Source organism: Pseudescherichia sp. L3, assembly GCF_024656065.1.
Taxonomy (GTDB): Bacteria; Pseudomonadota; Gammaproteobacteria; order Enterobacterales; family Enterobacteriaceae; genus Pseudescherichia.
Genome location: NZ_JANKYC010000002.1, coordinates 247129 through 272296, shown reverse-complemented (window position 1 = coordinate 272296; position 25168 = coordinate 247129). Strand labels below are relative to the sequence as shown.

The window sequence follows — 25168 nt, the reverse complement described above, 5'->3', positions numbered from 1 at the left end:
GGCTTCCATTATGATGCGCAGCGAATCACGGACTGATTGGATATGCCGGCACTGCTGGCACTGGTTTGTTAATGATGAGGTTCGTGAATGCCCAGCAGCACCTGGTTCAAAGCGTTAGTCTTATTTGTCGCCTTCTGGGCACCGTTAAGTCAGGCAGACACCGGTTGGCAACCCGTTCAGGAAACCATTCGTAAAAGCGATAAGGACACCCGTCAGTATCAGGCTATTCGCCTCGATAATGGTATGGTGGTGCTCCTGGTGAACGATCCGCAGGCGGTGAAATCGCTCTCCGCACTGGTGGTGCCCGTTGGCTCGCTGCAGGATCCGCAGGCGCATCCCGGCCTGGCGCACTATCTTGAGCACATGACCCTGATGGGCTCTACCCACTATCCCCAGCCGGACAGCCTTGCTGAATTTTTAAAGCTGCACGGCGGCAGCCACAATGCCAGCACCGCACCCTACCGTACCGCGTTCTATCTGGAAGTTGAGAACGATGCGCTGGAAGGGGCCGTGGATCGGCTGGCGGATGCCATCGCCTCGCCGCTGCTTGATAAAAAGTACGCCGAACGCGAGCGCAACGCGGTTAACGCCGAGCTGACGCTGGCCCGTTCCCGGGACGGGATGCGCATGGCGCAGGTGAGCGCCGAGACCATCAATCCGGCGCATCCTGCTGCACGCTTCTCTGGCGGTAACCTGGAGACCCTGAGCGACAAGCCGGGTAGCCCGGTGCAGGAGGCGCTGCTGGCCTTCCGCGACAAATACTATTCGGCGAACCTGATGAAGGCCGTGGTCTACAGCAATCGTCCGCTGCCGGAGTTAGCCGCCATCGCGGCGAAAACCTTTGGCCGCGTGCCGAACAAAACGCTGGATCTGCCGAAAATTGACGTGCCGGTGGTGACCGATGCGCAGAAGGGGCTGATCCTCCACTATGTGCCGGTGATGCCGCGCAAGGTGGTGCGGGTTGAGTTCCGCATCGATAACAATACGCCGCAGTTCCGCAGCAAAACTGACGAGCTGATCACCTACCTGATTGGCAACCGCAGCCCGGGCACGCTCTCTGACTGGTTACAACAGCAGGGGCTTGTGGAAGGGATCCGCGCCGACTCTGACCCCATCGTTAACGGGAACAGCGGCGTACTGGCGATATCCGCAACGTTGACCGACAAAGGGCTGGCGCACCGTGATGAGGTAGTTGCGGCTATTTTTAGTTACCTCCAGCTTCTGCGTGAGAAGGGCGTGGACAAGCGCTACTTTGACGAGCTGTCCCACGTGCTGGATCTCGACTTCCGCTACCCCTCTATTACCCGGGATATGGACTACGTCGAGTGGCTGGCAGATACCATGATCCGCGTGCCGGTTGAGCACACCCTGGATGCGGTAAACATTGCTGACCAGTTTGATGCCGAGGCCGTTAAGGCGCGTCTGGCGATGATGACGCCGCAGAACGCCCGCATCTGGTATATCAGCCCGCAGGAGCCGCACAATAAAACCGCCTATTTTGTCGATGCGCCCTATCAGGTCGATAAGATTAGCGACCAGACTTTCGCCGACTGGCAGCAGAAATCTAACGCCATCGCGCTGACGCTGCCGGAGCTGAATCCCTATATTCCGGATGATTTCACGCTGCAAAAGCCAGCGAAAAACTACACCCATCCCGAGCTGATTGTGGATGATCCCACTCTGCGCGTGGTTTACATGCCGAGCCGCTACTTTGCCAGCGAGCCAAAGGCTGACGTTAGCGTGGTGCTGCGCAATCCGCTGGCGATGGACAGCGCCAAAAACCAGGTGATGTTCGCCCTGAACGACTACCTGGCGGGGATCGCTCTGGATCAGCTCAGCAACCAGGCCGCCGTTGGCGGGATTAGCTTCTCCACTAACGCCAATAACGGCCTGATGCTTAACGCTAACGGCTATACCCAGCGCCTGCCGCAGCTCTTCAGCGCACTGCTGACGGGCTACTTCAGCTATACGCCAACCGAGGATCAGCTGGCGCAGGCGAAGTCCTGGTATGCGCAAATGATGGACTCCGCAGAGAAGGGCAAAGCCTACGAGCAGGCGATTATGCCGGCGCAGATGCTCTCTCAGGTTCCCTACTTCCAGCGTGAGGAGCGTCGGGCCCTGCTGCCGGAGATCACCCTGAAAGAGGTGATGGCCTACCGCGATCGGCTGAAAAGCAACGCCCGTCCGGAGTTCTTAATCGTTGGCAATATGAGCGAGACGCAGGCGAAAGATCTGGCTCACCAGGTGCAGGATCAGCTTGCGGCGAAGGGAAACCAGTGGTGCCGCAATCGTGACGTTCTGGTGGACAAAAAGCAGGGGATAATCTTTGAAAAAGCAGGCAGCACCAGCGACTCGGCGCTGGCCGCCGTGTTCGTTCCGCCCGGCTATGACGAGTACAGCAGCTCGGCCTACAGCGCGATGCTGGGTCAAATTATCCAGCCGTGGTTCTATAACCAGCTGCGTACCGAAGAGCAGCTCGGTTATGCGGTGTTTGCCTTCCCGATGAGCGTTGGCCGCCAGTGGGGCTTAGGCTTCCTGCTTCAAAGCAGCGACAAGCAGCCGTCGGCGCTGTGGGCGCGTTACCAGGCCTTCTTTCCAACGGCAGAAGAGCGGCTGCGTAAAATGAGCGCAGAAGAGTTTGCCCAGCTGCAGCAGGCGGTGATCGCTCAGGTCACTCAGGCCCCGCAAACGCTGGGGGAAGAGGCGTCGCAGATCAGCAAAGATTTCGATCGGGGTAATATGCGCTTTGACTCCCGTGATAAAGTTGTCGCTGAGATTAAACAGCTGACGCCGCAGAAGCTTGCCGACTTCTTCCACCAGGCGGTGGTAGAGCCGCAGGGGATGGCGATCCTGTCCCAGGTCTCCGGCACACCGAGTGATAAATCCGGGTATGTACACCCTGAAGGCTGGAAGGTATGGGACAACGTCAGCGCGCTGCAGCGCACGCTGCCCCTGATAAGTGAGAAACAATGAGTAACCCCGCTGAGACTCTGGACCCCCTGCGCTTACCCTTACGCGGTGAGCGCCTGATTGAAGCCTCTGCGGGCACCGGGAAAACCTACACCATCGCCGCCCTCTACCTGCGCCTGCTGCTGGGCCTGGGCGGCGAGAGTGCCTTTTCGCGTCCGCTTACCGTGGAAGAGCTGCTGGTGGTGACCTTTACCGAAGCCGCCACCGAAGAGCTGCGCGGCCGTATCCGCAGCAACATTCACGAGCTACGTATCGCCTGCCTGCGTGAAAGCAGCGCCGATGCGCTCTACGCTCGCCTGCTTGATGATATTCCCGATAAGCAACAGGCGGCGAGCTGGTTGATGCTGGCCGAGCGGCAGATGGACGAGGCCGCGGTCTTTACCATCCACGGCTTCTGTCAGCGCATGCTGAGCCTCAACGCCTTTGAGTCGGGCATGCTTTTCCAGCAGCAGCTGATTGAAGATGAGTCCCTACTGCGCGCGCAGGCCTGCGCCGATTTCTGGCGTCGCCACTGCTATCCGCTGCCTCGTGATATTGCCGAAGTGATCCACGCCTCGTGGAAGGGGCCGCTGGAGCTGCTGAACGCAATTAACCGCTATCTGCAGGGAGAGGCACCGGTAATCAAATCCCCGCCGCCTGCGGATGAGACCCTTGCCTCGCGCCATGCGAAAATCATCGCCCGTATTGATGCCATCAAGCAGCAGTGGCTTGCGGCGGTAGCGGAGCTCGATCCCCTGATTGAAAATTCAGGCATTGACCGACGCAAGTTTAACCGGGGCAACCAGGGCAAGTGGATCGAGAAGATTAGCGCCTGGGCGCAGGAGGAGACCCGCGGCTATCTGCTGCCGGATGCGCTGGAGAAGTTCGCCCAGTCCTTTTTAACCTCGCGCACCAAGGCGGGCGGCGTTGTGCCGGAGCACCCGCTGTTTGTCGCCATTGAGGGGCTGCTGGCCGAGCCGCTCACCCTCAGCGATCTGGTGCTGACCACCGCCATGCGGGAGATCCGCGAGGCGGTAGCGCGCGAGAAACGCCGTCGCGGCGAGCTGGGCTTTGATGACATGCTGAGCCGTCTCGACCAGGCGCTGAACAGTGAAAACGGCGAGGCGCTGGCGACTGCGATCCGCCAGCGTTTTCCGGTCGCGATGATCGATGAGTTTCAGGATACCGATCCCCAGCAGTACCGTATTTTCCGCCGCATCTGGCGGCAGCAGCCGGATACCGCGCTGCTGCTGATTGGCGATCCCAAGCAGGCGATCTACGCCTTTCGCGGCGCGGACATCTTCACCTACATGAAAGCGCGTGGGGAAGTCAGCGCTCACTATACGCTCGATACCAACTGGCGTTCTGCTCCCGGCATGGTCAACAGCGTGAATACGCTGTTTAGCCAGATGGACAACGCCTTTATGTTCCGCGAGATCCCCTTCATGCCGGTGAAGGCAGCGGAAAGAAACCAGCCCCTGCGCTTTGAGCTGCACGGTGAAACCCAGCCTGCTATGAACCTGTGGCTGATGGAGGGCGACGGCGTTGGCATCGGAGACTATCAGTCCTTTATGGCCCAGCTCTGCGCGGCGCAGATCCGCGACTGGCTGGTGGAGGGTCAGCAGGGTAGCGCCCTGCTGCATGACGGCAAGCGCTCTCGGCCGGTGCAGGCCTCCGACATAACCGTACTGGTGCGTAGTCGCCACGAGGCGGCGCTGATCCGCGACGCCCTGACGCTGCTGAACATCCCTTCGGTGTACCTCTCCAACCGCGACAGCGTCTTTGAGACGCCAGAGGCGCAGGAGCTGCTGTGGCTTATCCAGGCGGTGCTGACGCCCGAGCGGGAGAGCACGCTGCGCAGCGCTCTGGCAACGGGGATGCTTGGTCTGACCGCCCAGGATATTGAACGGCTCAACAAGGATGAAGAGGCGTGGGACCAGGTGGTTGAGGAGTTTGACGGCTACCGCCAGACGTGGCAAAAGCGCGGCGTCATGCCGATGCTGCGCACCCTAATGGCCCGGCGCAATATCGCGGAGAACCTGCTGGCGACCTCCGGCGGCGAGCGGCGTCTGACCGATATTCTGCACATCAGCGAGCTGTTACAGGAGGCGGGAGCGCATACCGAGAGCGAGCATGCGTTGGTGCGCTGGCTGGCGCAGCATATTGCCGAGCCGGACAGCAACGCCGCCAGCCAGCAGCTCCGGCTGGAGAGCGACAAGCATCTGGTGCAGATCGTCACCATTCATAAAGCCAAAGGGCTGGAGTATCCGCTAGTCTGGCTGCCGTTTATCGCCAACTACCGGGCACAGGACCAGGCCTTCTATCACGATCGTACCTCCTTTGAGGCGGTGCTGGATCTTAGCCAGGCCGACGAGAGCATTGAGCTGGCCGAGGCGGAGCGGCTGGCGGAGGATCTGCGCCTGCTCTACGTGGCGCTGACGCGCTCGGTATGGCACTGTAGCCTCGGCATTGCGCCGCTGTTTCGCCGTCGCGGAGAGAAGAGCGGCGAGAGCGATTTCCACCACAGCGCACTGGGCAGGCTGATCCAGCAGGGCGAGCCGCGCGATGCCGCAGGCTTACGCCACTGCCTGGAGGCGCTGTGCAGTGACGATATCGTGCTGAGCATCCCCGGCACGCCGGATAATTCGCGCTGGGAGTACACACTCTCTCTGCCGCCGTCGCTGCGTGCCCGACACATTGACCGTCCTATTCTCGACGACTGGCGGGTGACCAGCTACTCTGGCCTGCAGCAGCGTGGGCACGGCATCGCCCAGGATCTGCTCCCGCGGCTGGACGTTGACGCCGCAGGTGAACGCCAGGCAGACGAGATACCGGCCTTAACGCCGCACGCGTTTCCACGCGGGGCGTCGCCGGGCACCTTCTTACACGGGCTGTTTGAAGATATTGATTTCACCCAGCCGGTGACCGAGGCGTGGGTGAGCGAGCGCCTTCAGGCAGGCGGTTTTGACGAGCAGTGGCAGCCGGTGCTGCTGGCCTGGATCAACGCCATCCTGCGTGCGCCGCTTATTGAGTCAGGTTTATCGTTAAGCCAGCTCACCGCGAAAGATAAGCAGGTAGAGATGGAGTTCTATATTCCGATTGCCCGGACCCTGACCTCAGAGAAGCTGGATGCGGCGATCCGTCGCTACGATCCGCTGTCTGCGGGCTGTTCGCCGCTGGATTTTCGCGACGTGCGCGGGATGCTAAAGGGCTTTATCGACCTGGTTTTCCGCCACAACGGCCGCTTCTATCTGCTGGACTACAAGTCTAACTGGCTGGGCGAAAGCAGCGAGGCCTATACCCGTGAGGCAATGGCGGCTGCTATGCAGTCGCACCGCTACGACTTACAGTATCAACTTTATACGCTGGCGCTACACCGCTATCTCCGCCATCGCATTGCGGACTACGATTATGAGCGCCACTTTGGCGGCGTGATCTACCTGTTCCTGCGTGGCGTTGATGCGCAAAACCGCGAGCAGGGCATCTATACCACTCGCCCGGATGTACGGCTGATTAACGAGATGGATGCCCTGTTTAGCGGTGAAGAGGCCAGTGAAGACTATCAGGAGACCGCACAGTGACGATGCAAACTCTGCTTATAGAGGCGCTGGCTCAAAAGCTGTTTCGCCCGTTGGACGTCCAGTTTGCCCTGACCGTGGCCGGACGCGACGAGCCAGCGGTAACCCTGGCGGCGGCGATACTTAGCCGCGACGCGGGGGAGGGCCACGTCTGTCTGCCTCTCTCCCGACTGGCGGCCGAGGCCGAAGATAAGAGCCATTCCCTGCTGATGGCGCTGTTTGCCGAGGCCGGTGCGCCCTGCGATTGGGCTGGGATCTTACAGCGATCTGACGCCGTCAGCGACGGTCATACCCCTGCACCGATGGTGCTGGCCGGGGAGCGCCTCTACCTGAACCGTATGTGGTGCAACGAGCTGACCGTAGCGAGTTTCTTTAGCGAGGTTAACCAGCCGCTGAGCGTTGACGAAGCCCAGCTGCGTCAGATCCTCGACGGGCTTTTTCCGCCAACGGAGGGGATCAACTGGCAGAAGGTGGCAGCAGCAGTGGCGCTGACCCGGCGGATCTCGGTGATCTCCGGCGGGCCCGGCACCGGAAAAACAACCACGGTAGCGAAGCTGCTGGCGGCGCTGGTACAGATGGCGAACGGCGGTCGCTGTCGCATCCATCTGGCGGCTCCGACCGGGAAAGCCGCGGCGCGCCTGACGGAGTCGCTGGGCGCGGCCCTGCGCCAGCTGGCATTAACCGACGATCAGAAAAAGCGCCTGCCGGTGGAGGCCAGTACGCTGCACCGCCTGCTGGGTGCCCAACCCGGCAGTCAGCGCCTGCGCTATCACGCCGGTAACCCGTTACACCTTGATGTGCTGGTGGTGGATGAGGCGTCGATGATTGATCTGCCGATGATGTCGCGGCTGATCGATGCGCTGCCCGCCCATGGACGGGTGATTTTCTTAGGCGACCGCGATCAGCTGGCCTCGGTAGAGGCGGGAGCGGTGCTGGGAGATATCTGCGCATGGGTTAACGCGGGCTTTACCCCGGCGCGGGCCGAGCAACTCTCCCGTCTGACGGGCATGGCGGTTCCTGGCGGCGAGCCGGGGGGGGCGGGCGCATTGCGCGACAGCCTCTGCCTGCTGCAAACCAGCTACCGCTTCGGCAGCGACTCCGGCATTGGCCAGCTGGCGGCGGCGGTAAACCGGGGCGATAAAAAAAGTACCCGCTCGGTGTTTAGCCAGGGCTTTAGCGACATTGAGCACAAGCCTCTCCAGGCGCGTGACGACTACCAGGCATTGCTAGACGATGCGCTGGCGGGCTACGCGCGCTATTTGCAGCTGGTGCGGGATGAGGCGGAGCCAAAGGCGATCCTCGCGGCATTCAGCGAGTACCAGCTGCTCTGCGCCCTGCGCGAGGGGCCGTTTGGCGTAGCAGGCCTCAACGAGCGGCTTGAGCAGACCCTGGCGAACCAGCGGCGTATCAGCCGGACGCCACACTCGCGCTGGTTTGATGGACGCCCGGTGATGATCTCCCGTAACGACAGCGCGCTGGGGCTGTTTAACGGCGATATCGGCGTGGCGCTGAACCGGGGGCAGGGGACGCGCGTCTGGTTCCCGCTGCCGGACGGCAGCATCAAATCGGTACAGCCCAGCCGCCTGCCGGAGCACGAAACGGCCTGGGCGATGACGGTGCATAAATCACAGGGCTCGGAGTTTGACCACGCTGCGCTGATCCTGCCGGGGCAGATGGTGCCGGTGGTGACTCGGGAGCTGGTCTATACCGCTATCACCCGCGCGCGCCGTCGGCTGTCGCTCTATGCCGACGAGCGTATTCTGGTGCAGGCTATTGCCACCCGTACCGAACGACGCAGCGGCCTTGGCGATATTTTTGCGCAGGTCAAATAGCGAGATCCCTACCCGGCCGGGTAGGGAAGGGCGTGCTTAGGTAAGATCGGCCATCAGCACCTTTGAGCGGCGCTGGTAGTTGTACATCTCTTTCTTGCTCTCCGGCAGCAGGTCGATATCCACTGGCGTAAAGCCGCGCTCCTGGAACCAGTGGATGCTGCGGGTGGTCAGCACAAACAGCTTGCTAAGGCCCATCTGCCGCGCCTGAAGGGCAACGCGCTCCAGCAGCGCTTCCCCCCGCGACGAGCTGCGGTAGTCCGGGTGCACCGCCACGCAGGCCATCTCGCCAATCTTCTCTTCCGGGAACGGATAGAGCGCCGCGCAGGCGATAGTCAGGTTGTCGCGCTGAATAATCGTGAACTTGTCGATCTCCATCTCCAGCTGCTCGCGGGAGCGCCGCACCAGAATACCCTGCTGCTCCAGGGGACGGATCAGCTCCAGAATGCCGCCGATGTCGTTGATGGTGGCGCGGCGGATCTGCTCGGCGCTCTCCATTACGATCTGCGTCCCGATACCATCGCGAGAGAAAAGCTCTTGTAACAGCGCGCCATCTTCCTGATAGCTAATCAGATGGCTGCGGCGCACGCCGCTGCGGCAGGCCTTCACCGCGCCGCGCAGGAAGCGTACCGTGCCGGAGTGGTAGTCCTGCCGCCCCTCCAGCTCTTCAACCCGCGCCTGAGCCTCGTTGGGGAACAGCTCCGAGACGATATTGCCCTCGTCGTTGATCACCCCCTGCGAGGAGCAGAAGCCGATCATCTTCTCCGCCTTCAGCTTGATCGCGAGCTGGGTAGCGACCTCTTCCGAGGTGAGGTTAAAGCTCTCTCCCGTTACTGAGACCGCCACCGGCCCCAGCAGCACGATCGCGCCGCCGTCGAGCTGGCGGTGGATCGCCTCTTCATCAATGCGGCGAATACGCCCGCTGTGGCAGTAGTCGACGCCGTCATCGACGCCCAGCGGCTGAGCAATGATAAAGTTGCCGCTGACCACGTTGATATGCGCCCCCTGCAGCGGCGTATTGTTGAGGCTCATAGAGAGACGGGCAGTGATATCAAGCTGTAACAGCCCCGCCGCCTGCTTGACCAGCTCCAGGGTTTTCGCGTCGGTCACGCGAGTATGCTTGTGATAGATAGGCTCGTGGTGGTGCTCCGCCAGATTGGCATCGATCTGTGGCCGTGCGCCATAGACCACCACCAGGCGAATGCCGAGGCTGTGCAGCAGCCCGATGTCGTTGACAATGCTGGAAAAGTTCTCATGCTCGATGGCTTCACCGCCCAGCATGATGACAAAGGTTTTCCCCCGATGGGCATTAATATAGGGAACAGAGTGGCGGAATCCCTGCACCAGTTCGGTTCGACGCTCCTTCACCACGGCACAACCCTCATTGCATGTTTATTCGGAATTTATGTATTTTTATTCTTTTATTGCCGTGGGCGCAAGTCAAAATTTCACCGGGATGTGAGAAAAATCTCCACATTGTCACCGCCGTTAAACCAATGTTTACCCTTTTGTTGATGACAGTTTATGCATCATTCGTTAAAGTTTTTCGTCAAGCAGGCCGTTTTAATAATAAATGTCATATTTTTTTGCTCGGGAGAGGCATGTCAGGATCCAACTCAGCTCTTAGCCGTCGCCGGCTGTTGCAAGGCGCTGGCGCTCTGTGGTTGCTTAGCGTAAGCAAGGCAGGTTTAGCCGCGGTAAGTCAGATTATTGCCGTACGCGTTTGGCCCGCATCGACCTATACGCGCATTACCGTGGAGTCAAACCGGGTGCTGAAGTACCGTCAGTTCGCCCTAAGCAACCCTGAACGGCTGGTGGTGGATATCGAAGGGGTGAATCTTAATTCGGTTCTGAAGGGGATGGGGACGCAGATCCACGACAGCGATCCCTTTATCAAATCTGCCCGCGTAGGGCAGTTCGATCCCAACACCGTGCGCATGGTGTTTGAACTTAAGCAGAACGTCACGCCACACCTCTTCTCGCTGGCTCCGGTAGCGGAGTTTAAAGAGCGTCTGGTGATGGATCTCTACCCGGTTAACGGGCAGAACGAGCAGGATCCGCTCTTGGCGCTGCTGGAAGATTACAACAAAGGGAGCCTGGAGAAGCAGGTTCCGCCTGCCCAGAGCGGGCCGAAGCCGGGCAAAGCCGGGCGCGACCGTCCGGTGGTGATCATGCTCGATCCCGGTCACGGGGGCGAGGATCCAGGGGCGATCGGCAAATATAAAACCCGTGAAAAAGACGTGGTGCTGCAAATTGCCCGCCGCCTGCGTGCGCTGATTGATAAAGAGGCCAATATGAAGGCCTACATGACGCGCAACGAAGATGTCTTTATTCCGCTGAAGGTGCGGGTCGCTAAGGCGCAGAAGCAGCGCGCCGATCTCTTTGTCTCCATCCACGCCGATGCCTTTACCAGCCGGGCCGCTCGCGGCTCGTCGGTCTTTGCGCTGTCAACGAAAGGGGCCACCAGTACGGCGGCAAAATACCTCGCCCAGACGCAGAATGCCGCCGACCTGATCGGTGGCGTAAGCAAGAGCGGCGATCAGTATCTGGACCACACCCTGTTTGATATGGTGCAGTCCCTGACCATCAACGACAGCCTGAAGTTTGGCAAAGAGGTGCTAAACCGCCTTGGGCAGGTCAACAAACTGCATAAGAACCGGGTCGATCAGGCCGGTTTTGCGGTATTGAAGGCGCCGGATATTCCATCGATTCTGGTAGAGACGGCGTTTATCAGTAACGTGGAAGAGGAGCGCAAGCTCAAAACCGTAGCGTTTCAGCAGGAGGTCGCAGAGTCGATTCTGGCTGGGATCAAGGCGTACTTTGCTGATGGTGTGACGTTGGCCCGCAGGGGCTAACGTTTTTGCCGGGAGGGTTTGCCGGGAGACAGATACAAAAAAACACCCGGAAGGGTGTTTATTGTTGAAGTGGTTGCGGGGGCCGGATTTGAACCGACGACCTTCGGGTTATGAGCCCGACGAGCTACCAGGCTGCTCCACCCCGCGTCCGAGTCTTCTACTTCTTATTTTTACTACACGGTACAGTGTTGGTTGCGGGGGCCGGATTTGAACCGACGACCTTCGGGTTATGAGCCCGACGAGCTACCAGGCTGCTCCACCCCGCGTCCGTCTCTGCTTACTCAGCAGGTTTCTTTCTTTCTTTCACACTGTATTGGTTGCGGGGGCCGGATTTGAACCGACGACCTTCGGGTTATGAGCCCGACGAGCTACCAGGCTGCTCCACCCCGCGTCCGTGGAAGCGCACTATACTCCGCTCGCTCTTTGACGCAACCCTTTTTCGAGAAAATTGTTAAATTATGAAAGCATCTGCATAAAAAAGGCACATTATGCGCGTTTTTTGAACGCAATTGCCGTTAAGTCCCCTTTTTCGCATTTCATTAGCGAAACTGGTTTGTTATCTTCATCACGCCCCCTGGTTAACCAAAAAGATGAGAGACAATGAAAGGACGTTGGTTGAAGTATCTCCTCACGGGCGCAGCGCTGGCTTTGCTTGCCGCCTGCTCCTCGAAACCGACCGATCGCGGTCAGCAGTATGAAGACGGGAAATTAACCCAGCCTTTCACCCTGGTAAACCAGCCGGATGCGGTAGGTGCCCCGATTAACGGCGGCGACTTTGCCCAGCAGGTAGGCCAGATCCGCAGCGCTTCGCCGCGCCTCTATGGCAACCAGAGCGCCGTCTACAGTGCGGTGCAGGAGTGGCTGCGCGCCGGGGGCGATACCCGCACTATGCGCCAGTACGGCATTGACGCCTGGCAGATGAACGGCACCGATAACTACGGCAACGTTCAGTTTACCGGCTACTACACGCCGGTCGTACAGGCCCGCCATACCCGTCAGGGCGAGTTCCAGTATCCGATCTACCGCATGCCGCCTAAACGCGGCCGCCTGCCGTCCCGGGCAGAGATCTACGCGGGCGCGCTCAGCGAAAACTATGTCCTGGCCTACAGCAACTCGCTGATGGACAACTTTATTATGGACGTGCAGGGCAGCGGCTATATCGATTTCGGCGATGGCAGCCCGCTTAACTTCTTTAGCTACGGCGGTAAAAACGGCCACGCCTACCGCAGTATCGGTAAGGTGCTGATCGATCGTGGGGAAGTGAAGCGCGAGGATATGTCGATGCAGGCGATCCGCCACTGGGGCGAAACCCACAGCCCGGCCGAAGTGCAGGAGCTGCTGGAGCAGAACCCTTCATTCGTCTTCTTTAAACCGCAGTCCTATGCGCCGGTGAAAGGGGCCAGCGCCGTGCCGCTGATTGGCCGCGCTTCGGTGGCCTCCGACCGCAGCATTATCCCGGCCGGAACCACCCTGCTGGCGGAAGTCCCGCTGCTGGATAACAACGGCAAGTTCAACGGTCAGTATGAGCTGCGCCTGATGGTGGCCCTCGACGTGGGTGGCGCGATTAAGGGTCAGCACTTTGATATCTATCAGGGGATTGGCCCTGAGGCCGGGCACCGTGCCGGATGGTATAACCACTACGGCCGCGTATGGGTACTGAAAAACGCGCCGGGGGCAGGAACCGGTAACGTCTTTAGCGGCTGAGTATGCTAATCTGCGCGCCCAATTTAACTATCTGAGGTCTTATGTCTGTGGTAATCAGCGATGCCTGGCGTCAGCGTTTTGGCGGCACGGCGCGGTTATACGGTGAAGATGCGCTGGCGCTGTTTGCCGGCGCGCATATCTGCGTGGTCGGCATTGGCGGCGTTGGCTCCTGGGCGGCGGAGGCGCTGGCCCGCACCGGGATCGGCGCTATCACGCTGATTGATATGGACGACGTCTGCGTGACCAACACCAACCGGCAGATCCATGCCCTGCGCGACAGCGTTGGGCTGGCCAAGGCCGAGGTGATGGCGGAGCGCATTCGCCAGATCAACCCTGAGTGCCTGGTGACGGTGGTGGACGACTTCGTGACCGCCGATAACGTGGCGACGCTGCTGAACAGGGACTTCACCTACGTCATTGACGCGATCGACAGCGTGCGCCCCAAGGCGGCGCTGATTGCGTACTGCCGCCGGTATAAAATTCCGCTGGTTACCACCGGCGGTGCGGGCGGGCAGATCGATCCGACGCAGATTCAGGTCAGCGATCTGGCAAAGACGATTCAGGATCCGCTGGCGGCCAAGCTGCGCGAACGGCTGAAAAGCGATTTTGGCGTGGTGAAAAACAGCAAGGGCAAACTGGGCGTGGACTGTGTCTTCTCTACCGAGGCGCTGGTCTACCCCCAGGCGGACGGCTCGGTCTGTGCCATGAAGAGCACCGCAGAGGGGCCGAAACGGATGGACTGTGCCTCCGGCTTCGGCGCAGCCACTATGGTCACCGCCACCTTTGGTTTTGTGGCGGTCTCCCACGCGCTGAAGAAGATGATGGCAAAAGCAGCACGGGTTTCGTAGGCCCGGTAAGCGTAGCGCCACCGGGCGTTTTCACCCCTGACGCGCCGCCTCAACCACCGCCTCGCTCAGCGCCGCCAGGCCCTGCGTACGCGAGGCGCTCAGTTGCGCGCGCAGGCCAAGCTCATCAAACAGCGCCAGCGGATCGCCCGCCAGCAGCGCGTCGGCACTTTTTCCTTCGACGGCGGTCAGCAGCACCGCCAGTAGGCCGCGCACAATACGCCCCTCACTGTCGCCAAAGAAGTGCATTTTTCCCGTTGCCGTGCGCGTATGACCAAGCCAGACCCGGTTTTCACAGCCGGGGATCTCCCGGGCCTGCGCCTTCAGCTCCTCCGACAGGGGCGGCAGCTGCTTACCGAGCATAATCAGCTGGCGATACTTGTCCTCCCACTGGGTCAGCGGGCCAAAGGTCTTTTTCAGCGTCTCTTCGGTGACGGCGGTGCCAAACGGGTGTCCGGCAAAAGCAGGGCTAGTCATTAATCCACCAGTATCTCAAGGGCGCGATCGACGGCGTTAACCAGCGCGTCGACGTCAGCTTTCGTGTTGTAGGGGGCAAACGAGGCGCGCAGCGTCCCGCTCACGCCGAGGGCTGCCAGCAGCGGCTGGGCGCAATGTTGCCCGGCGCGCAGGGCGATCCCGGACTCCGCCAGCAGGGTGACCATATCGCTGTGGTGAACACCGGCAAAATCAAACGCCAGCAGGCTGGAGTCCTGACAGCGGAACGAGCGGAAGCCCGGACGCTGGGCCAGCGCCTCTTCGGCCAGCGTCGCCAGGCCACGACTGTAGCTCTCGGCCTGCACGATATCAAACCCCTCCAGCCACTCCAGCGCGGCGCAGAGGCCAATTACGCCGGCAACGTTGGGGGTACCCGCCTCCAGACGATAGGGCACAGGCTGCGTGGTAAAACCGTCGAAGGTCACTTCGGCGATCATCTTGCCGCCGCCCAGCCAGGGTGACATCTCATCCAGCAGACTGGCTTTGCCGTAGAGCACGCCGATACCGGTTGGGCCATACAGCTTATGGCCGGAGAAGGCGTAGAAATCGATCCCCAGTTTCTGCACGTCGGCGGGAAAGTGCACCGCGCCCTGTGCGCCGTCGACCACGACTACCATGCCTGCACCGTGGGCCCAGGCGATAGCGCGGGCCAGATCCGGGCAGCCGCCGGTGACATTAGACATCTGCCCGAGGGCGAGAATGCGGCTGCGCGGGGTGATCAGCGCTTCAAGCTGCTCAACGTCCGGTACGCCGTTGGCCGCCAGCGGCAGCTTAACGATGCGTGCCCCGGTCTGCTCTGCCACCATTAGCCACGGCACCAGGTTAGCATGGTGCTCGGCCACGCTGACGATGATCTCATCTCCCGCCTTCAAACGCGGGCGGGCGTAGCACTGGGCGACCATATTGATGGCTTCGGTGGTGCCTCGCGTCCAGACGATATTCTTGCCGGAGGGGGCATTAAGCAGGGCCGCGACGCGATCCCGCGCCGCTTCATAGCGGGCCGTTAGCCGCTGGGCCTCGGCAAACTGGCTGCGGTGGACGTTGCCCGCGCTCAGGCTGTAGAACTGCTGCGTCGCGTCGATCACCGCCTGGGGCTTCAGCGCCGTGGCGGCAGAGTCCAGGTAGATACCGGCATCGGTGAGCGCCGGGAACTGGGCGCGAAACTGCGCAGGATTAAAAGCGTTCATAGAATTCCTCATATCAATATAAGGATCGTCGCGCAATTTTCACCAATGTACAAGCAAAGTGCTAACCATCGGAATTATCTGTTTATCCTGGCGAATTTACGTAAGCCGATTATGCTGATAAGTGTTAGGTGTCGATTGAAGCCTGTTAAGAAAAACGGTTTGAATAGCATTTATTGCTAAAAGGAGAAGAAGATGAAAAAGACTGCCGCAATTATCTCTGCTTGTACACTGGCTTTTGCCCTGAGCGCCTGTTCCGGTCCGAACTATGTGATGCACACCAACGATGGTCGTACTATTGTTTCCGACGGTAAGCCGAAGACTGATGACCAGACCGGGATGATTTCGTATAAAGATGCGAACGGTAACAAACAGCAGATTAACCGCACCGACGTGAAAGAGATGGTCGCGCTGGAGAAATAATCTCAGGTTAAGCTACTGAAATTTAAGCTACTGAAAATAGCCTAAAAAAAAGCACCGCAATTCGCGGTGCTACATTAATCACTATGGACAGACAGGGTAAATGTACAGGAAGTGAAATAGGGTAGCGTTGCTACCATGGTCTGAATCGCAGACCAAATGCAAACACAACAACACAACATCACAACCGTAAGCCAAAAGCCCATCAGAACACGCATTCCAAAAAAAGCTTTTCGTTCCGGCTCAGGAAGTGCCGCCACTATAGGTATTTGCTGGTAGTTCCTCAACGGACAATTTATAATGGCTCAGATAAAAAAAACTAATAGGTAACGTGTTGTTTCCTGTTTGTTAAAATGATTTAACACCTAAGCCAAATAACCCATGTCTAAGCGATTACCGCCCTTAAATGCATTACGTGTTTTTGATGCTGCCGCCCGCCATTTAAGTTTTACTCGCGCCGCCGATGAGCTTTTTGTGACGCAGGCCGCAGTAAGCCACCAGATCAAGTCTCTTGAGGATTTTCTTGGGCTCAAGCTGTTCCGCCGCCGCAACCGATCCCTGCTGTTAACGGAGGAGGGGCAGAGCTATTTTCAGGATATCAAAGAGATCTTTTCTCAGCTCACCGAGGCCACGCGCAAGTTACAGTCGCGCAGCGCAAAAGGGGCGTTAACCGTCAGTCTATTGCCCAGCTTTGCTATTCAGTGGCTGGTGCCAAGACTCTCTAGCTTTAACTCAGCTTATCCGGGAATCGACGTTCGTATCCAGGCCGTAGACCGTGAGGTCGACAAACTGGCGGACGACGTCGACGTAGCCATTTTTTACGGTCGCGGTAACTGGCCAGGCTTGCGTGTTGAAAAATTATACGCAGAATATCTGCTGCCGGTCTGCTCACCGCTGCTGCTCACCGGCGACAAACCGATAAAAACGCCTGAGGATCTGGCTAAGCATACGCTGCTGCATGATGCCTCCCGCCGCGACTGGCAGACCTATACCCGCCAGCTGGGCCTGAACCTTAACGTGCAGCAGGGGCCCATCTTCAGCCACAGCGCCATGGTGCTGCAGGCGGCCATTCACGGTCAGGGCGTTGCGCTGGCAAATAACGTGATGGCCCAGTCAGAGATCGAAGCCGGTCGCCTGGCCTGCCCGTTTAACGATGTGCTGGTCAGTAAAAACGCCTTTTATCTGGTTTGTCATGACAGTCAGGCAGAACTGGGTAAAATAGCTGCCTTCCGCCAGTGGATCCTGGCCAAAGCGGCAGCCGAGCAAGAAAAATTTCGCTTTCGCTATGAGCAATAACGTATATAGGCGCGCGGTTAGCGCATGACTTTAGGGTAAGACTATGACCAGCCGATTTATGCTGATTTTTGCCGCTATCAGCGGTTTTATTTTTGTGGCCCTGGGCGCGTTTGGCGCACACGTATTAAGTAAATCGTTAGGCGCTGCCGAGATGGGCTGGATCCAGACCGGTCTTGAGTACCAGGCGTTTCATACCCTGGCGGTCTTTGGCCTGGCGGTAGCGATGCAGCGTCGGATCAGCATCTGGTTCTACTGGAGCAGCGTCTTTCTGGCGCTGGGTACGGTTCTCTTTAGCGGGAGCCTTTATTGCCTCGCGCTGTCGCATCTGCGCCTGTGGGCGTTTGTCACCCCGGTCGGCGGCGTCAGCTTCCTTACCGGCTGGGTATTAATGTTAATTGGCGCAATTCGTCTGAAACGTAAAGGCCCTGGTCATGAATAAGCTTGTACTACTGTGTCGCCCTGGATTTGAAAAAGAGTGCGCCGCAGAGATTACCGATAAGGCCGGGCGGCTGAACGTGTTTGGTTTTGCCCGCGTCAAAGATAACGCTGGCTATGTAATTTTTGAGTGCTATCAGGCCGAAGAGGCCGACAAGCTGGCGCGCGAGCTGCCATTTAGCTCGCTGATTTTTGTCCGCCAGATGTTCGTGGTGGGTGAACTGCTTCAGGATCTGCCTCCGGAGGATCGCATTACGCCGATCGTTGGCATGCTGCAGGGCGTGGTCGAAAAAGGCGGCGAGCTGCGCGTTGAGGTGGCCGACACCAACGAAAGCAAAGAGCTGATGAAGTTCTGCCGCAAGTTCACCGTGCCGCTGCGCGCTGCGCTGCGTGAGGCGAAGATCCTCACCAGCTACGAAACCGCCAAGCGTCCGGTGGTGCATGTCTTCTTTATCGCACCTGGCTGCTGCTACACCGGCTACTCCTACTCCGACAATAACTCGCCGTTCTACATGGGCATCCCGCGCCTGAAGTTCCCGTCCGATGCGCCGAGTCGATCTACGCTGAAGCTGGAGGAGGCCTTCCACGTCTTTATCCCGGCGGACGAGTGGGACGAGCGCCTGGCGAATGGCATGCATGCGGTCGATCTGGGCGCCTGCCCCGGCGGCTGGACCTATCAGCTGGTGAAGCGCAACATGTGGGTCGCGTCGGTGGATAACGGCCCGATGGCGCAGAGCCTGATGGATACCGGGCAGGTGACCTGGCTGCGGGAAGATGGTTTCAGATATCGCCCAACGCGCAGCAACATTACCTGGATGGTGTGCGATATGGTAGAGAAGCCGGCGAAAGTTGCTGCCCTGATGGCGCAGTGGCTGGTTAACGGCTGGTGCCGGGAAACCATCTTTAACCTTAAGCTGCCGATGAAAAAGCGCTATGAGGAGGTCTCGAACAACCTCGCGTACATTCAGCAGCAGCTGGAAGAGAACGGTATCAACGCGCAGATCCAGGCCCGTCAGCTCTATCACGATCGCGAAGAGGTGACGGTGCACGTCCGTCGCTGGTGGGCTGCCGTGGGTGGCCGTCGCGACGAGCGCTAATATAAATCTTATCGCCCGGTGGCGCTGCGCTTACCGGGCCTAGGCGCTCAATCGTAACTGCTGTAAATTGCCGTCGAGGTGCAGATCCGTCTGTAGCTTTGCCACCTCGCGGCAGATAAACGCCATCTCCCGGTGTGCCTCAAGCTTGCTGCGCCACTTCTCCGGCACCTCGTTCAGATGAGCATAGATCCCTTCCAGAGTTGCAAACTGTGCCAGCAGCTGGGCGGCGCTCTTTGGACCAATCCCCGCCACGCCAGGGATTTTCGAGCTGCTGATGCCCGCCAGTCCCCAGAAATCCGTTAGCTGCTCCGGCAGAACGCCAAACTCGCCTGCAATAAAGGGCGCATCCAGCCAGCGCTTCTGGAAGTAGTCACGAATGCGTAGAGTGGGGGAGAGAAGCTGGCAGTAGCCTTTGTCGGTTGAGACGATGGTCGCCTGATGTCCCGCCTGGGCCACCTTTACCGCCAGCGTGGCGGCAAGATCGTCCGCCTCGTTGCCTTCGGAGATCCAGCAGCGTACGCCGCGCTGTTCAAACGCGGCGCGCAGGGCAGGCATTTCGCCGTGAAGGGTATCGGGCATCGGCGGGCGACCCGCCTTATAGTCCGGCAGCTTCTGGTGTCGCCAGCCGCTGTTGCGGGCCTCATCGTCAAATACCGCGACCGCATGGGTCGGCTGGCTGTGAACAATCAGCTGCCCCAGCGCGTGCGTACAGGCTTCCACGCAGGGTGACCCCTGGACGGCATGAATACGGCGAATAAGGTTAAGTGCATCAACGATAAGCAGATGAACGGCCACGGGATCCTCCCGGCAATGACAGACCGGCTAAGGGTATCATTGACGGGAGGCGGAGACCATTCATCGCTCAGGGGATCAATCGCAGGAGACGATTTTCATTGCCAGCCCACCACGAGAGGTCTCGCGGTATTTGGCGTTCATGTCCTTACCGGTTTCGTACATGGTTTCGATCACCTTATCGAGGCAAACGCGCGGCTCGCTGGTACGACGCAGTGCCATTCGCGCGGCATTCACCGCTTTGACAGAGGCGATGGCGTTACGCTCAATGCAGGGAACCTGTACCTGACCGGCAACTGGATCGCAGGTCAGACCCAGGTTATGTTCCATGCCGATTTCCGCTGCGATGCAGACCTGCGTCGGGCTACCGCCCAGCAGCTCGGTTAGCCCGGCAGCCGCCATTGAGCAGGCGACGCCGACTTCACCCTGACAGCCCACCTCCGCCCCGGAGATAGAGGCGTTCATCTTATAGAGCGAGCCGATGGCGCTGCACACCAGCAGGTAGCGCGCAAGCGAGTTAGCATTCACATCGCGGATGAACTTGTCATAGTAAGCCAGCACGGCGGGAACGATACCGCATGCGCCGTTGGTTGGTGCGGTGACTACCCGCCCGCCAGCAGCGTTCTCTTCGTTTACCGCCAGCGCAAACATGTTGATCCAGTCGACTACCGCCATCGGATCGGTGGTGGTTTTATCGCTGCTTACCAGCATCCGGCGCAGCGCTGCCGCCCGACGCGGCACCCGCAGCTTGCCCGGCAGCGCCCCTTCAGTGGTGATCCCGCGCTCGATACCGCCGCGCATGACCGCCCAGACGCTGGTGAAGTGCTGCTCCAGCGCCGCTTTGCTGTGCAGGGCCAGCTCATTCTCCATCATCAGCCCGGAGAGCGACAGGCCGGTCTGCTGACAGTGGCGCTGCAGATCGGCGGCGTTCTTATAGGGGTAGGGCACGGCAACCGGCGAGTCGCTGGTTTGGCCGAAGTGCGCCTCATCGACGATAAACCCGCCGCCGATAGAGTAGTAGGTCTGGCTGTAAAGCAGCTTATCGCCTGCCAGGGCGCTGATACGCATCCCGTTTTCATGCAGAGAGAGATTGTCAGCATGGAAGTTCATGCTCTGCTCAAGGGGAAAATCGACCTCATGCTGACCGTTCGCCAGCGGCAGACGGCCTCGGGCGCTGACATCGGCAATAAATGCCGGGATGGCATCGATGTCGACGCTGTCCGGCAGGTTGCCTGCGAGGCCCATAATAATGGCTATATCGGTATGGTGGCCTTTGCCGGTAAGCGACAGCGAGCCATATACGTCAACCACGACGCGGGTGGTATCGGTAAGGATCCCGCGGGTCACCAGGTCATCGGTGAACTGCTTTCCGGCTTTCATTGGCCCGACGGTGTGCGAGCTGGAGGGGCCAATACCAATTTTAAAGATATCGAATACGCTGATCATAATGCATTGTCCATGGCGTAGAGCTGGGTTCGCCGCCCGGGTGGGCGGCGAGGGGGGATAACTTAAGCAGCGAAGAGGTGGTACAGCGAGTAGAAGATCGCAGAGATAGCGATCAGGCCCATCACCACAACAAACGCGTTGCTGATGTGGCCGCTGTATTTACGCATCGCCGGGACTTTCTGGATGGCGTACATCGGCATCAGGAACAGGATCATGGCGATAACCGGGCCGCCCAGGGTTTCGATCAGGCCAAGGATGCTCGGGTTCAGCGTCGCAACCAGCCAGGTGGTCAGCAGCATGAAGATCGCCGTGATGCGGTTCAGCTTGCCGATCTCCATGGTTTTGCCTTTGCCGCGCAGAGACTTAATGATCATGCCGTTAAAGCCTTCGCGCGCGCCCAGGTAGTGGCCGAGGAAGGATTTGGTGATCGCAACCATGGCGATAATCGGTGCCATCCACTCAATGACCGGGGCATGGAAGTGGTTAGCCAGGTAGGAGAGGATAGAGATGTTCTGCTCTTTCGCCGCAATCAGATCGGCCGGAGCCAGGCTCAGCACGCAGCTGAAGACAAAGAACATCACCGTCAGCACCATCATGATGTGGGCATAGGAGAGGATGCGGGAGCATTTTTTCTCTGCGCCATCGCCGTACTCTTCGCGTTTAGCAACGGCGAAGGAGGAGATGATCGGCGAGTGGTTAAAGGAGAAAACCATCACCGGGATCGCCAGCCACAGGGTCATCCACAGGCCTTGCCCGGTATTGGCGGCAGCATCAAAAGAGAGGGTTTCCAGCGCCGCGCCGTTCCACTGCGGGATCAGGTAGAGCGCCAGCAGCATCAGGGCAATCACAAATGGGAACACCAGGATGCTCATCGCCTTAACGATCATCTTCTCGCCGAAACGCACGATGGTCATCATGCCGATAATCAGGATCAGGGACAGCACGACGCGCGGCGGCGAAACCATGCCCAGCTGATGGGTCAGGAAGCTGTCGACGGTGTTGGTGATCGCTACGCTGTAAACCAGCAGGATCGGGTAGATAGCAAAGAAGTAGAGCAGGGTGATGACCTTACCGGCACCGACGCCAAAATGCTCTTCCACCACTTCGGTGATGTCTTCACCAGGGTTTTTCCCTGACAGCACGAAGCGGGTCAGGCCGCGGTGGGCAAAAAAGGTCATCGGGAAGGCGATAATCGCCATGATGATCAGGGGGATCATGCCGCCGACGCCGGCGTTAATCGGCAGGAACAGGACGCCTGCGCCAATCGCCGTGCCATACAGGCCCAGCATCCACATGGTATCGCTCTTACGCCATGTGCTTCGCGTTGCCTGCGAAGCAATGGTGCTGGTTTGCGTGGTTTCCATTTCAATCTCCATTTACTTAAAAGCTAAATATCAGGTGCTTAGTCAAATCCGATGAAAAAGCGCCCAACGGTAATATAAAATTGGGTTAAGTAACGTGTTGGGATTATTTTTATCCGTTACATTTTGGGGCGGAACGATACATTTTAGTTATCACACTGACAGTGATCGCGATCTCAATTGCCATAATCCACTTTCTATATGGATATATTTGGACCAACGCCCTGCCAAAAATGCACACGGTAAGATTTATGGTGGCGAAGGCTACCATTGCCAGGATTTGCGATCAAAGCGGTAGACGCGAAATACGATAATCACCCGGCAAAAGGCACAGATGGCAGCGTTTTATCAGATTTAAGCAAAACTTTGCTAGATAAATAACGGGGCATATTTGATAAGCAATCGATTGCTTTTTACGGGGGTGGTTTAGAACTATAAGTTTAATGTATGTATTGAGGGAGCCGGGTAAGCAGAGCGCCACCCGGCAGGTCAGGAAAAATCAGGCACAGATTTCGTAGCAGGGGATATAGGCCGAGCCAGGTAGCTTCATGCGGTGCTGGGCCACAAAGCCCTGGAGCAGATCGTCCATCCGGCGCATCATTGCCCGGTCGCCGTGGATCTTGTATGGGCCGTCAGCTTCGATGGCGCGAATGCCCACCTCTTTAACGTTGCCCGCCACGATCCCGGAGAAGGCGCGACGCAGATCCGCCGCCAGCACCTCCACCGGCCGATCCGGGTAGAGCTGAAGGTTAGCCATGTTCTCATGGGTCGGTTCGAAAGGCATCTGCAGATCCGGCGCGATGCGAATAGACCAGTTGAAGCTGTAGGCGTCTCCCGTATTGCGACGATGCTCTTTCACCAGCGGCATCGCTTTTTTCATCTGGCGTGCCACTTCCGGCGCATCGTCAATGATGATGCGGTAGTAGCGGCGGGCCGATTCGCCGAGCGTATGGGTAATAAACTCGTCCAGCACGCGGAAGTAGTCGGCGCTCTGTTTTGGCCCGGTGAGGATCAGCGGCAGCACCTGATGCTGGTTGGCCGGGTTCATTAGAATGCCGAGCAGATAGAGCAGCTCCTCCGCCGTTCCCACGCCGCCGGGGAAGATGATGATCCCGTGGGCGATGCGTACGAAGGCCTCCAGACGCTTCTCGATATCCGGCATGATCACCAGCTCATTGACCAGCGGGTTGGGCGGCTCGGCGGCAATAATGGACGGCTCGGTCATGCCGATAAAGCGTCCCTCTTTATAGCGCTGCTGGGCATGGCCCACCGCGGCACCTTTCATCGGGGCTTCCATTGCGCCTGGGCCACAGCCGGTGCAGATATTCAGCTCGCGCAGGCCCAGTTGGGTACCGACGCGGCGCGCGTAGAGGTACTCGGTTTCATTGATCGAGTGGCCGCCCCAGCACACCACCATATTAGGCGCTTCGCCTACGTGCAGCGCGCGGGCGTTACGCAGGATCGAAAAGACCAGGTTGGTGATGTGGGTAGAGCTCTCCAGGTTAAGATGCTGGAAGCGCCCGGCGTTGTGGATCTGTCCGTTGACGAACAGGATATCGCGCAGTACGGCAAAGAGGTTAGCCTGCAGCGAGCGGATAATACGCCCGTCAACGAACGCCTCTTCCGGCGGGTTGATCAGCTCCAGCTTTACGCCGCGTTCACGACGTAACACGTTGATATCAAAATTCTCGAAGCGGGACAGCAGCTCTTTACTGCTGTCGGTCTGGCTTCCTGAGTTTAGAACGGCAAGTGAACAGTTACGAAACAGTTGATAAAGGTCGCTGCTGGCCGAGCTTTTGAGCATATCGACTTCCAGCTGCGACAACAGATCCATTGAGCCTAGCGGGCTAATATGTGTAATCAAGTGAACTCCTTATGGGGCGAAGATCGCCGCTCCCTGTGATTACAATAGCCCTGGCATATGACGTTTAACAACCTCAGGCGCGGAATCCACCGCGCAAATCAGTAAAAAAGCGTACTTTTTGCCGCCGTTACTGGCGCACCAGACGACCGGTAGCGGGCTGGAAGTGGGTGTTGCTACGCCACGGGTTGATATCCAGGCCACCGCGACGGGTATAGCGGGCATAGACGCTCAGCGTTTCCGGCTGGCAGAAGCGCAGCAGATCGTTAAAGATGCGCTCTACGCACTGCTCGTGAAACTCATTGTGGTGGCGGAAGGAGACCAGATAGCGCAGGAGCTTCTCGCGATCGATCTGTGGCCCGCGATACTGAATCTGCACGGAGCCCCAGTCCGGCTGATGGGTGATCAGGCAGTTGGACTTCAGCAGGTGGCTGACCAGAGTTTCTTCCACTACGCTGCCGCCCGCGGCATTTTGCAGGTAGTCGGCGTTGAACTGGTAGTCATCGATCGCGATATCCTGGTTATCGATGCACTTACCGTTGAAGTGGGCGATCGGCTGGCCTTCTAACTCATCCAGTGCATAGAGCATCACGCTCACCTTGCCCTGCGCACAGGCGCTGAGATCCCGCTCCAGCGTAGCGCGAACCTCTTCCCAGCTGCCAAAACGCGTCTGGTTAAAGCTGTTCAGGTAGAGCTTAAAGCTTTTTGACTCCACCAGGTTGAGGCTGGCGTAGTCCAGCTCGACGTGGCCCACGGCAACCTGCGGCAGGCCATTGGCGTTGAGCCATGACAGCTCATACAGCGTCCAGATGTCGCCGCCGTGGAAGGGCAGGCTGTCGGCGTGCAGGCCGAGGGGATCGCGATTGAGGCTGCGGGGAACGCCCTGCAGCAGGGTCGCATCGTAGGTATCGCAGTAGCGGGTGGTTTTGCCCAGGGTCAGGCCAGCCAGCGCCTGGTGGTTATCATAAGAAGAAGACATGTTTCATCGCCGTTTTGCAGGTAAACTCTCAGCCTTAAGTTT

18 protein-coding genes and 3 tRNA genes are annotated in these 25168 nt (G+C 58.9%); 10 read left to right on the top strand and 11 right to left on the bottom strand.

Annotated elements, in window-relative coordinates:
- Positions 1–87 precede the first annotated feature (87 nt).
- From ptrA to recD, 3 genes are read left to right on the top strand one after another with little or no spacing between them, the layout of a single operon-like run.
- Positions 88–2973: a pitrilysin gene (ptrA, locus tag NR795_RS12830; protein WP_257758439.1), complete on the top strand. Its 2886-nt coding sequence runs from the start codon at positions 88–90 to the stop codon at positions 2971–2973.
- Positions 2970–6530 (top strand): exodeoxyribonuclease V subunit beta, encoded by a 3561-nt coding sequence (recB, locus tag NR795_RS12825; RefSeq protein WP_257758438.1) that lies wholly within the window; start codon positions 2970–2972, stop codon positions 6528–6530. Before ptrA ends, recB begins: the two co-directional genes overlap by 4 nt.
- Entirely contained in the window at positions 6527–8359 is a 1833-nt protein-coding gene (recD, locus tag NR795_RS12820; protein ID WP_257758437.1) for an exodeoxyribonuclease V subunit alpha, read from the top strand. Before recB ends, recD begins: the two co-directional genes overlap by 4 nt.
- A 36-nt stretch (positions 8360–8395) precedes the next feature.
- On the opposite strand, the gene argA is transcribed toward recD, so the two are convergent.
- Positions 8396–9727, bottom strand: a complete 1332-nt coding sequence (gene argA / locus NR795_RS12815) for an amino-acid N-acetyltransferase (protein ID WP_042387905.1) — start codon at positions 9725–9727, stop codon at positions 8396–8398.
- 230 nt (positions 9728–9957) lie between these two features.
- On the opposite strand from argA, the gene amiC reads away from it, so the two are divergent.
- Positions 9958–11211, top strand: coding sequence for an N-acetylmuramoyl-L-alanine amidase AmiC (amiC, locus tag NR795_RS12810; RefSeq protein WP_257758436.1), 1254 nt, complete (start codon positions 9958–9960; stop codon positions 11209–11211).
- A gap of 70 nt (positions 11212–11281) precedes the next feature.
- Here the strand turns inward: amiC and NR795_RS12805 are convergent.
- From NR795_RS12805 to NR795_RS12795, 3 genes are all read right to left on the bottom strand, one after another.
- Positions 11282–11358 (bottom strand) — tRNA-Met (locus tag NR795_RS12805).
- A gap of 42 nt (positions 11359–11400) precedes the next feature.
- A tRNA-Met gene (locus NR795_RS12800) sits at positions 11401–11477 on the bottom strand.
- 48 nt (positions 11478–11525) lie between these two features.
- A tRNA-Met gene (locus tag NR795_RS12795) sits at positions 11526–11602 on the bottom strand.
- Between the two features lie 209 nt (positions 11603–11811).
- Here NR795_RS12795 and mltA point away from each other — a divergent pair.
- Together mltA and tcdA are read left to right on the top strand one after the other, a co-directional pair.
- Positions 11812–12915: a murein transglycosylase A gene (mltA, locus tag NR795_RS12790; protein ID WP_222888736.1), complete on the top strand. Its 1104-nt coding sequence runs from the start codon at positions 11812–11814 to the stop codon at positions 12913–12915.
- 41 nt (positions 12916–12956) lie between these two features.
- Positions 12957–13763 carry a tRNA cyclic N6-threonylcarbamoyladenosine(37) synthase TcdA gene (gene tcdA, locus NR795_RS12785; RefSeq protein ID WP_144817720.1) on the top strand — a complete coding sequence of 269 codons (807 nt, stop codon included), beginning with the start codon at positions 12957–12959 and terminating at the stop codon, positions 13761–13763.
- Positions 13764–13793: 30 nt separating this feature from the next.
- Here the strand turns inward: tcdA and csdE are convergent, their stop codons facing one another.
- Together csdE and csdA are read right to left on the bottom strand one after the other, a co-directional pair.
- The gene (csdE, locus tag NR795_RS12780) at positions 13794–14237 is read right to left on the bottom strand and encodes a cysteine desulfurase sulfur acceptor subunit CsdE (protein ID WP_257758435.1); all 444 of its coding nucleotides are present in this window, start codon (positions 14235–14237) and stop codon (positions 13794–13796) included.
- A complete protein-coding gene (gene csdA / locus NR795_RS12775) occupies positions 14237–15442 on the bottom strand; it encodes a cysteine desulfurase CsdA (protein WP_257758434.1) in 1206 nt (401 codons plus the stop codon). Before csdA ends, csdE begins: the two co-directional genes overlap by 1 nt.
- Positions 15443–15634: 192 nt before the next feature.
- Between csdA and NR795_RS12770 the strand changes: the two genes are divergently transcribed.
- From NR795_RS12770 to rlmM, 4 genes are all read left to right on the top strand, one after another.
- Complete coding sequence (locus NR795_RS12770) at positions 15635–15862, top strand: YgdI/YgdR family lipoprotein (RefSeq protein WP_144817723.1); 228 nt, start codon at positions 15635–15637, stop codon at positions 15860–15862.
- A gap of 378 nt (positions 15863–16240) precedes the next feature.
- Positions 16241–17155, top strand: a complete 915-nt coding sequence (gcvA, locus tag NR795_RS12765; protein WP_042387892.1) for a glycine cleavage system transcriptional regulator GcvA — start codon at positions 16241–16243, stop codon at positions 17153–17155.
- Between the two features lie 43 nt (positions 17156–17198).
- Complete coding sequence (locus NR795_RS12760; protein ID WP_144817724.1) at positions 17199–17594, top strand: DUF423 domain-containing protein; 396 nt, start codon at positions 17199–17201, stop codon at positions 17592–17594.
- Positions 17587–18687 carry a 23S rRNA (cytidine(2498)-2'-O)-methyltransferase RlmM gene (gene rlmM, locus NR795_RS12755; protein ID WP_144817725.1) on the top strand — a complete coding sequence of 367 codons (1101 nt, stop codon included), beginning with the start codon at positions 17587–17589 and terminating at the stop codon, positions 18685–18687. The genes NR795_RS12760 and rlmM overlap by 8 nt, the downstream gene beginning before the upstream one ends.
- Positions 18688–18726: 39 nt before the next feature.
- On the opposite strand, the gene xni is transcribed toward rlmM, so the two are convergent.
- The 5 genes from xni to queF all read right to left on the bottom strand — a co-directional run bounded on the left by xni (position 18727) and on the right by queF (position 25126).
- Complete coding sequence (xni, locus tag NR795_RS12750) at positions 18727–19482, bottom strand: flap endonuclease Xni (protein ID WP_257758433.1); 756 nt, start codon at positions 19480–19482, stop codon at positions 18727–18729.
- 75 nt (positions 19483–19557) lie between these two features.
- Positions 19558–20925, bottom strand: a complete 1368-nt coding sequence (locus NR795_RS12745) for an L-serine ammonia-lyase (protein ID WP_257758432.1) — start codon at positions 20923–20925, stop codon at positions 19558–19560.
- A gap of 62 nt (positions 20926–20987) precedes the next feature.
- The gene (locus NR795_RS12740; RefSeq protein ID WP_257758431.1) at positions 20988–22289 is read right to left on the bottom strand and encodes an HAAAP family serine/threonine permease; all 1302 of its coding nucleotides are present in this window, start codon (positions 22287–22289) and stop codon (positions 20988–20990) included.
- A gap of 496 nt (positions 22290–22785) precedes the next feature.
- Positions 22786–24150, bottom strand: coding sequence for a nucleotide 5'-monophosphate nucleosidase PpnN (gene ppnN, locus NR795_RS12735; RefSeq protein ID WP_144817729.1), 1365 nt, complete (start codon positions 24148–24150; stop codon positions 22786–22788).
- A 127-nt stretch (positions 24151–24277) separates the two neighbouring features.
- Positions 24278–25126, bottom strand: coding sequence for an NADPH-dependent 7-cyano-7-deazaguanine reductase QueF (queF, locus tag NR795_RS12730; protein ID WP_144817730.1), 849 nt, complete (start codon positions 25124–25126; stop codon positions 24278–24280).
- Positions 25127–25168 lie beyond the last annotated feature (42 nt).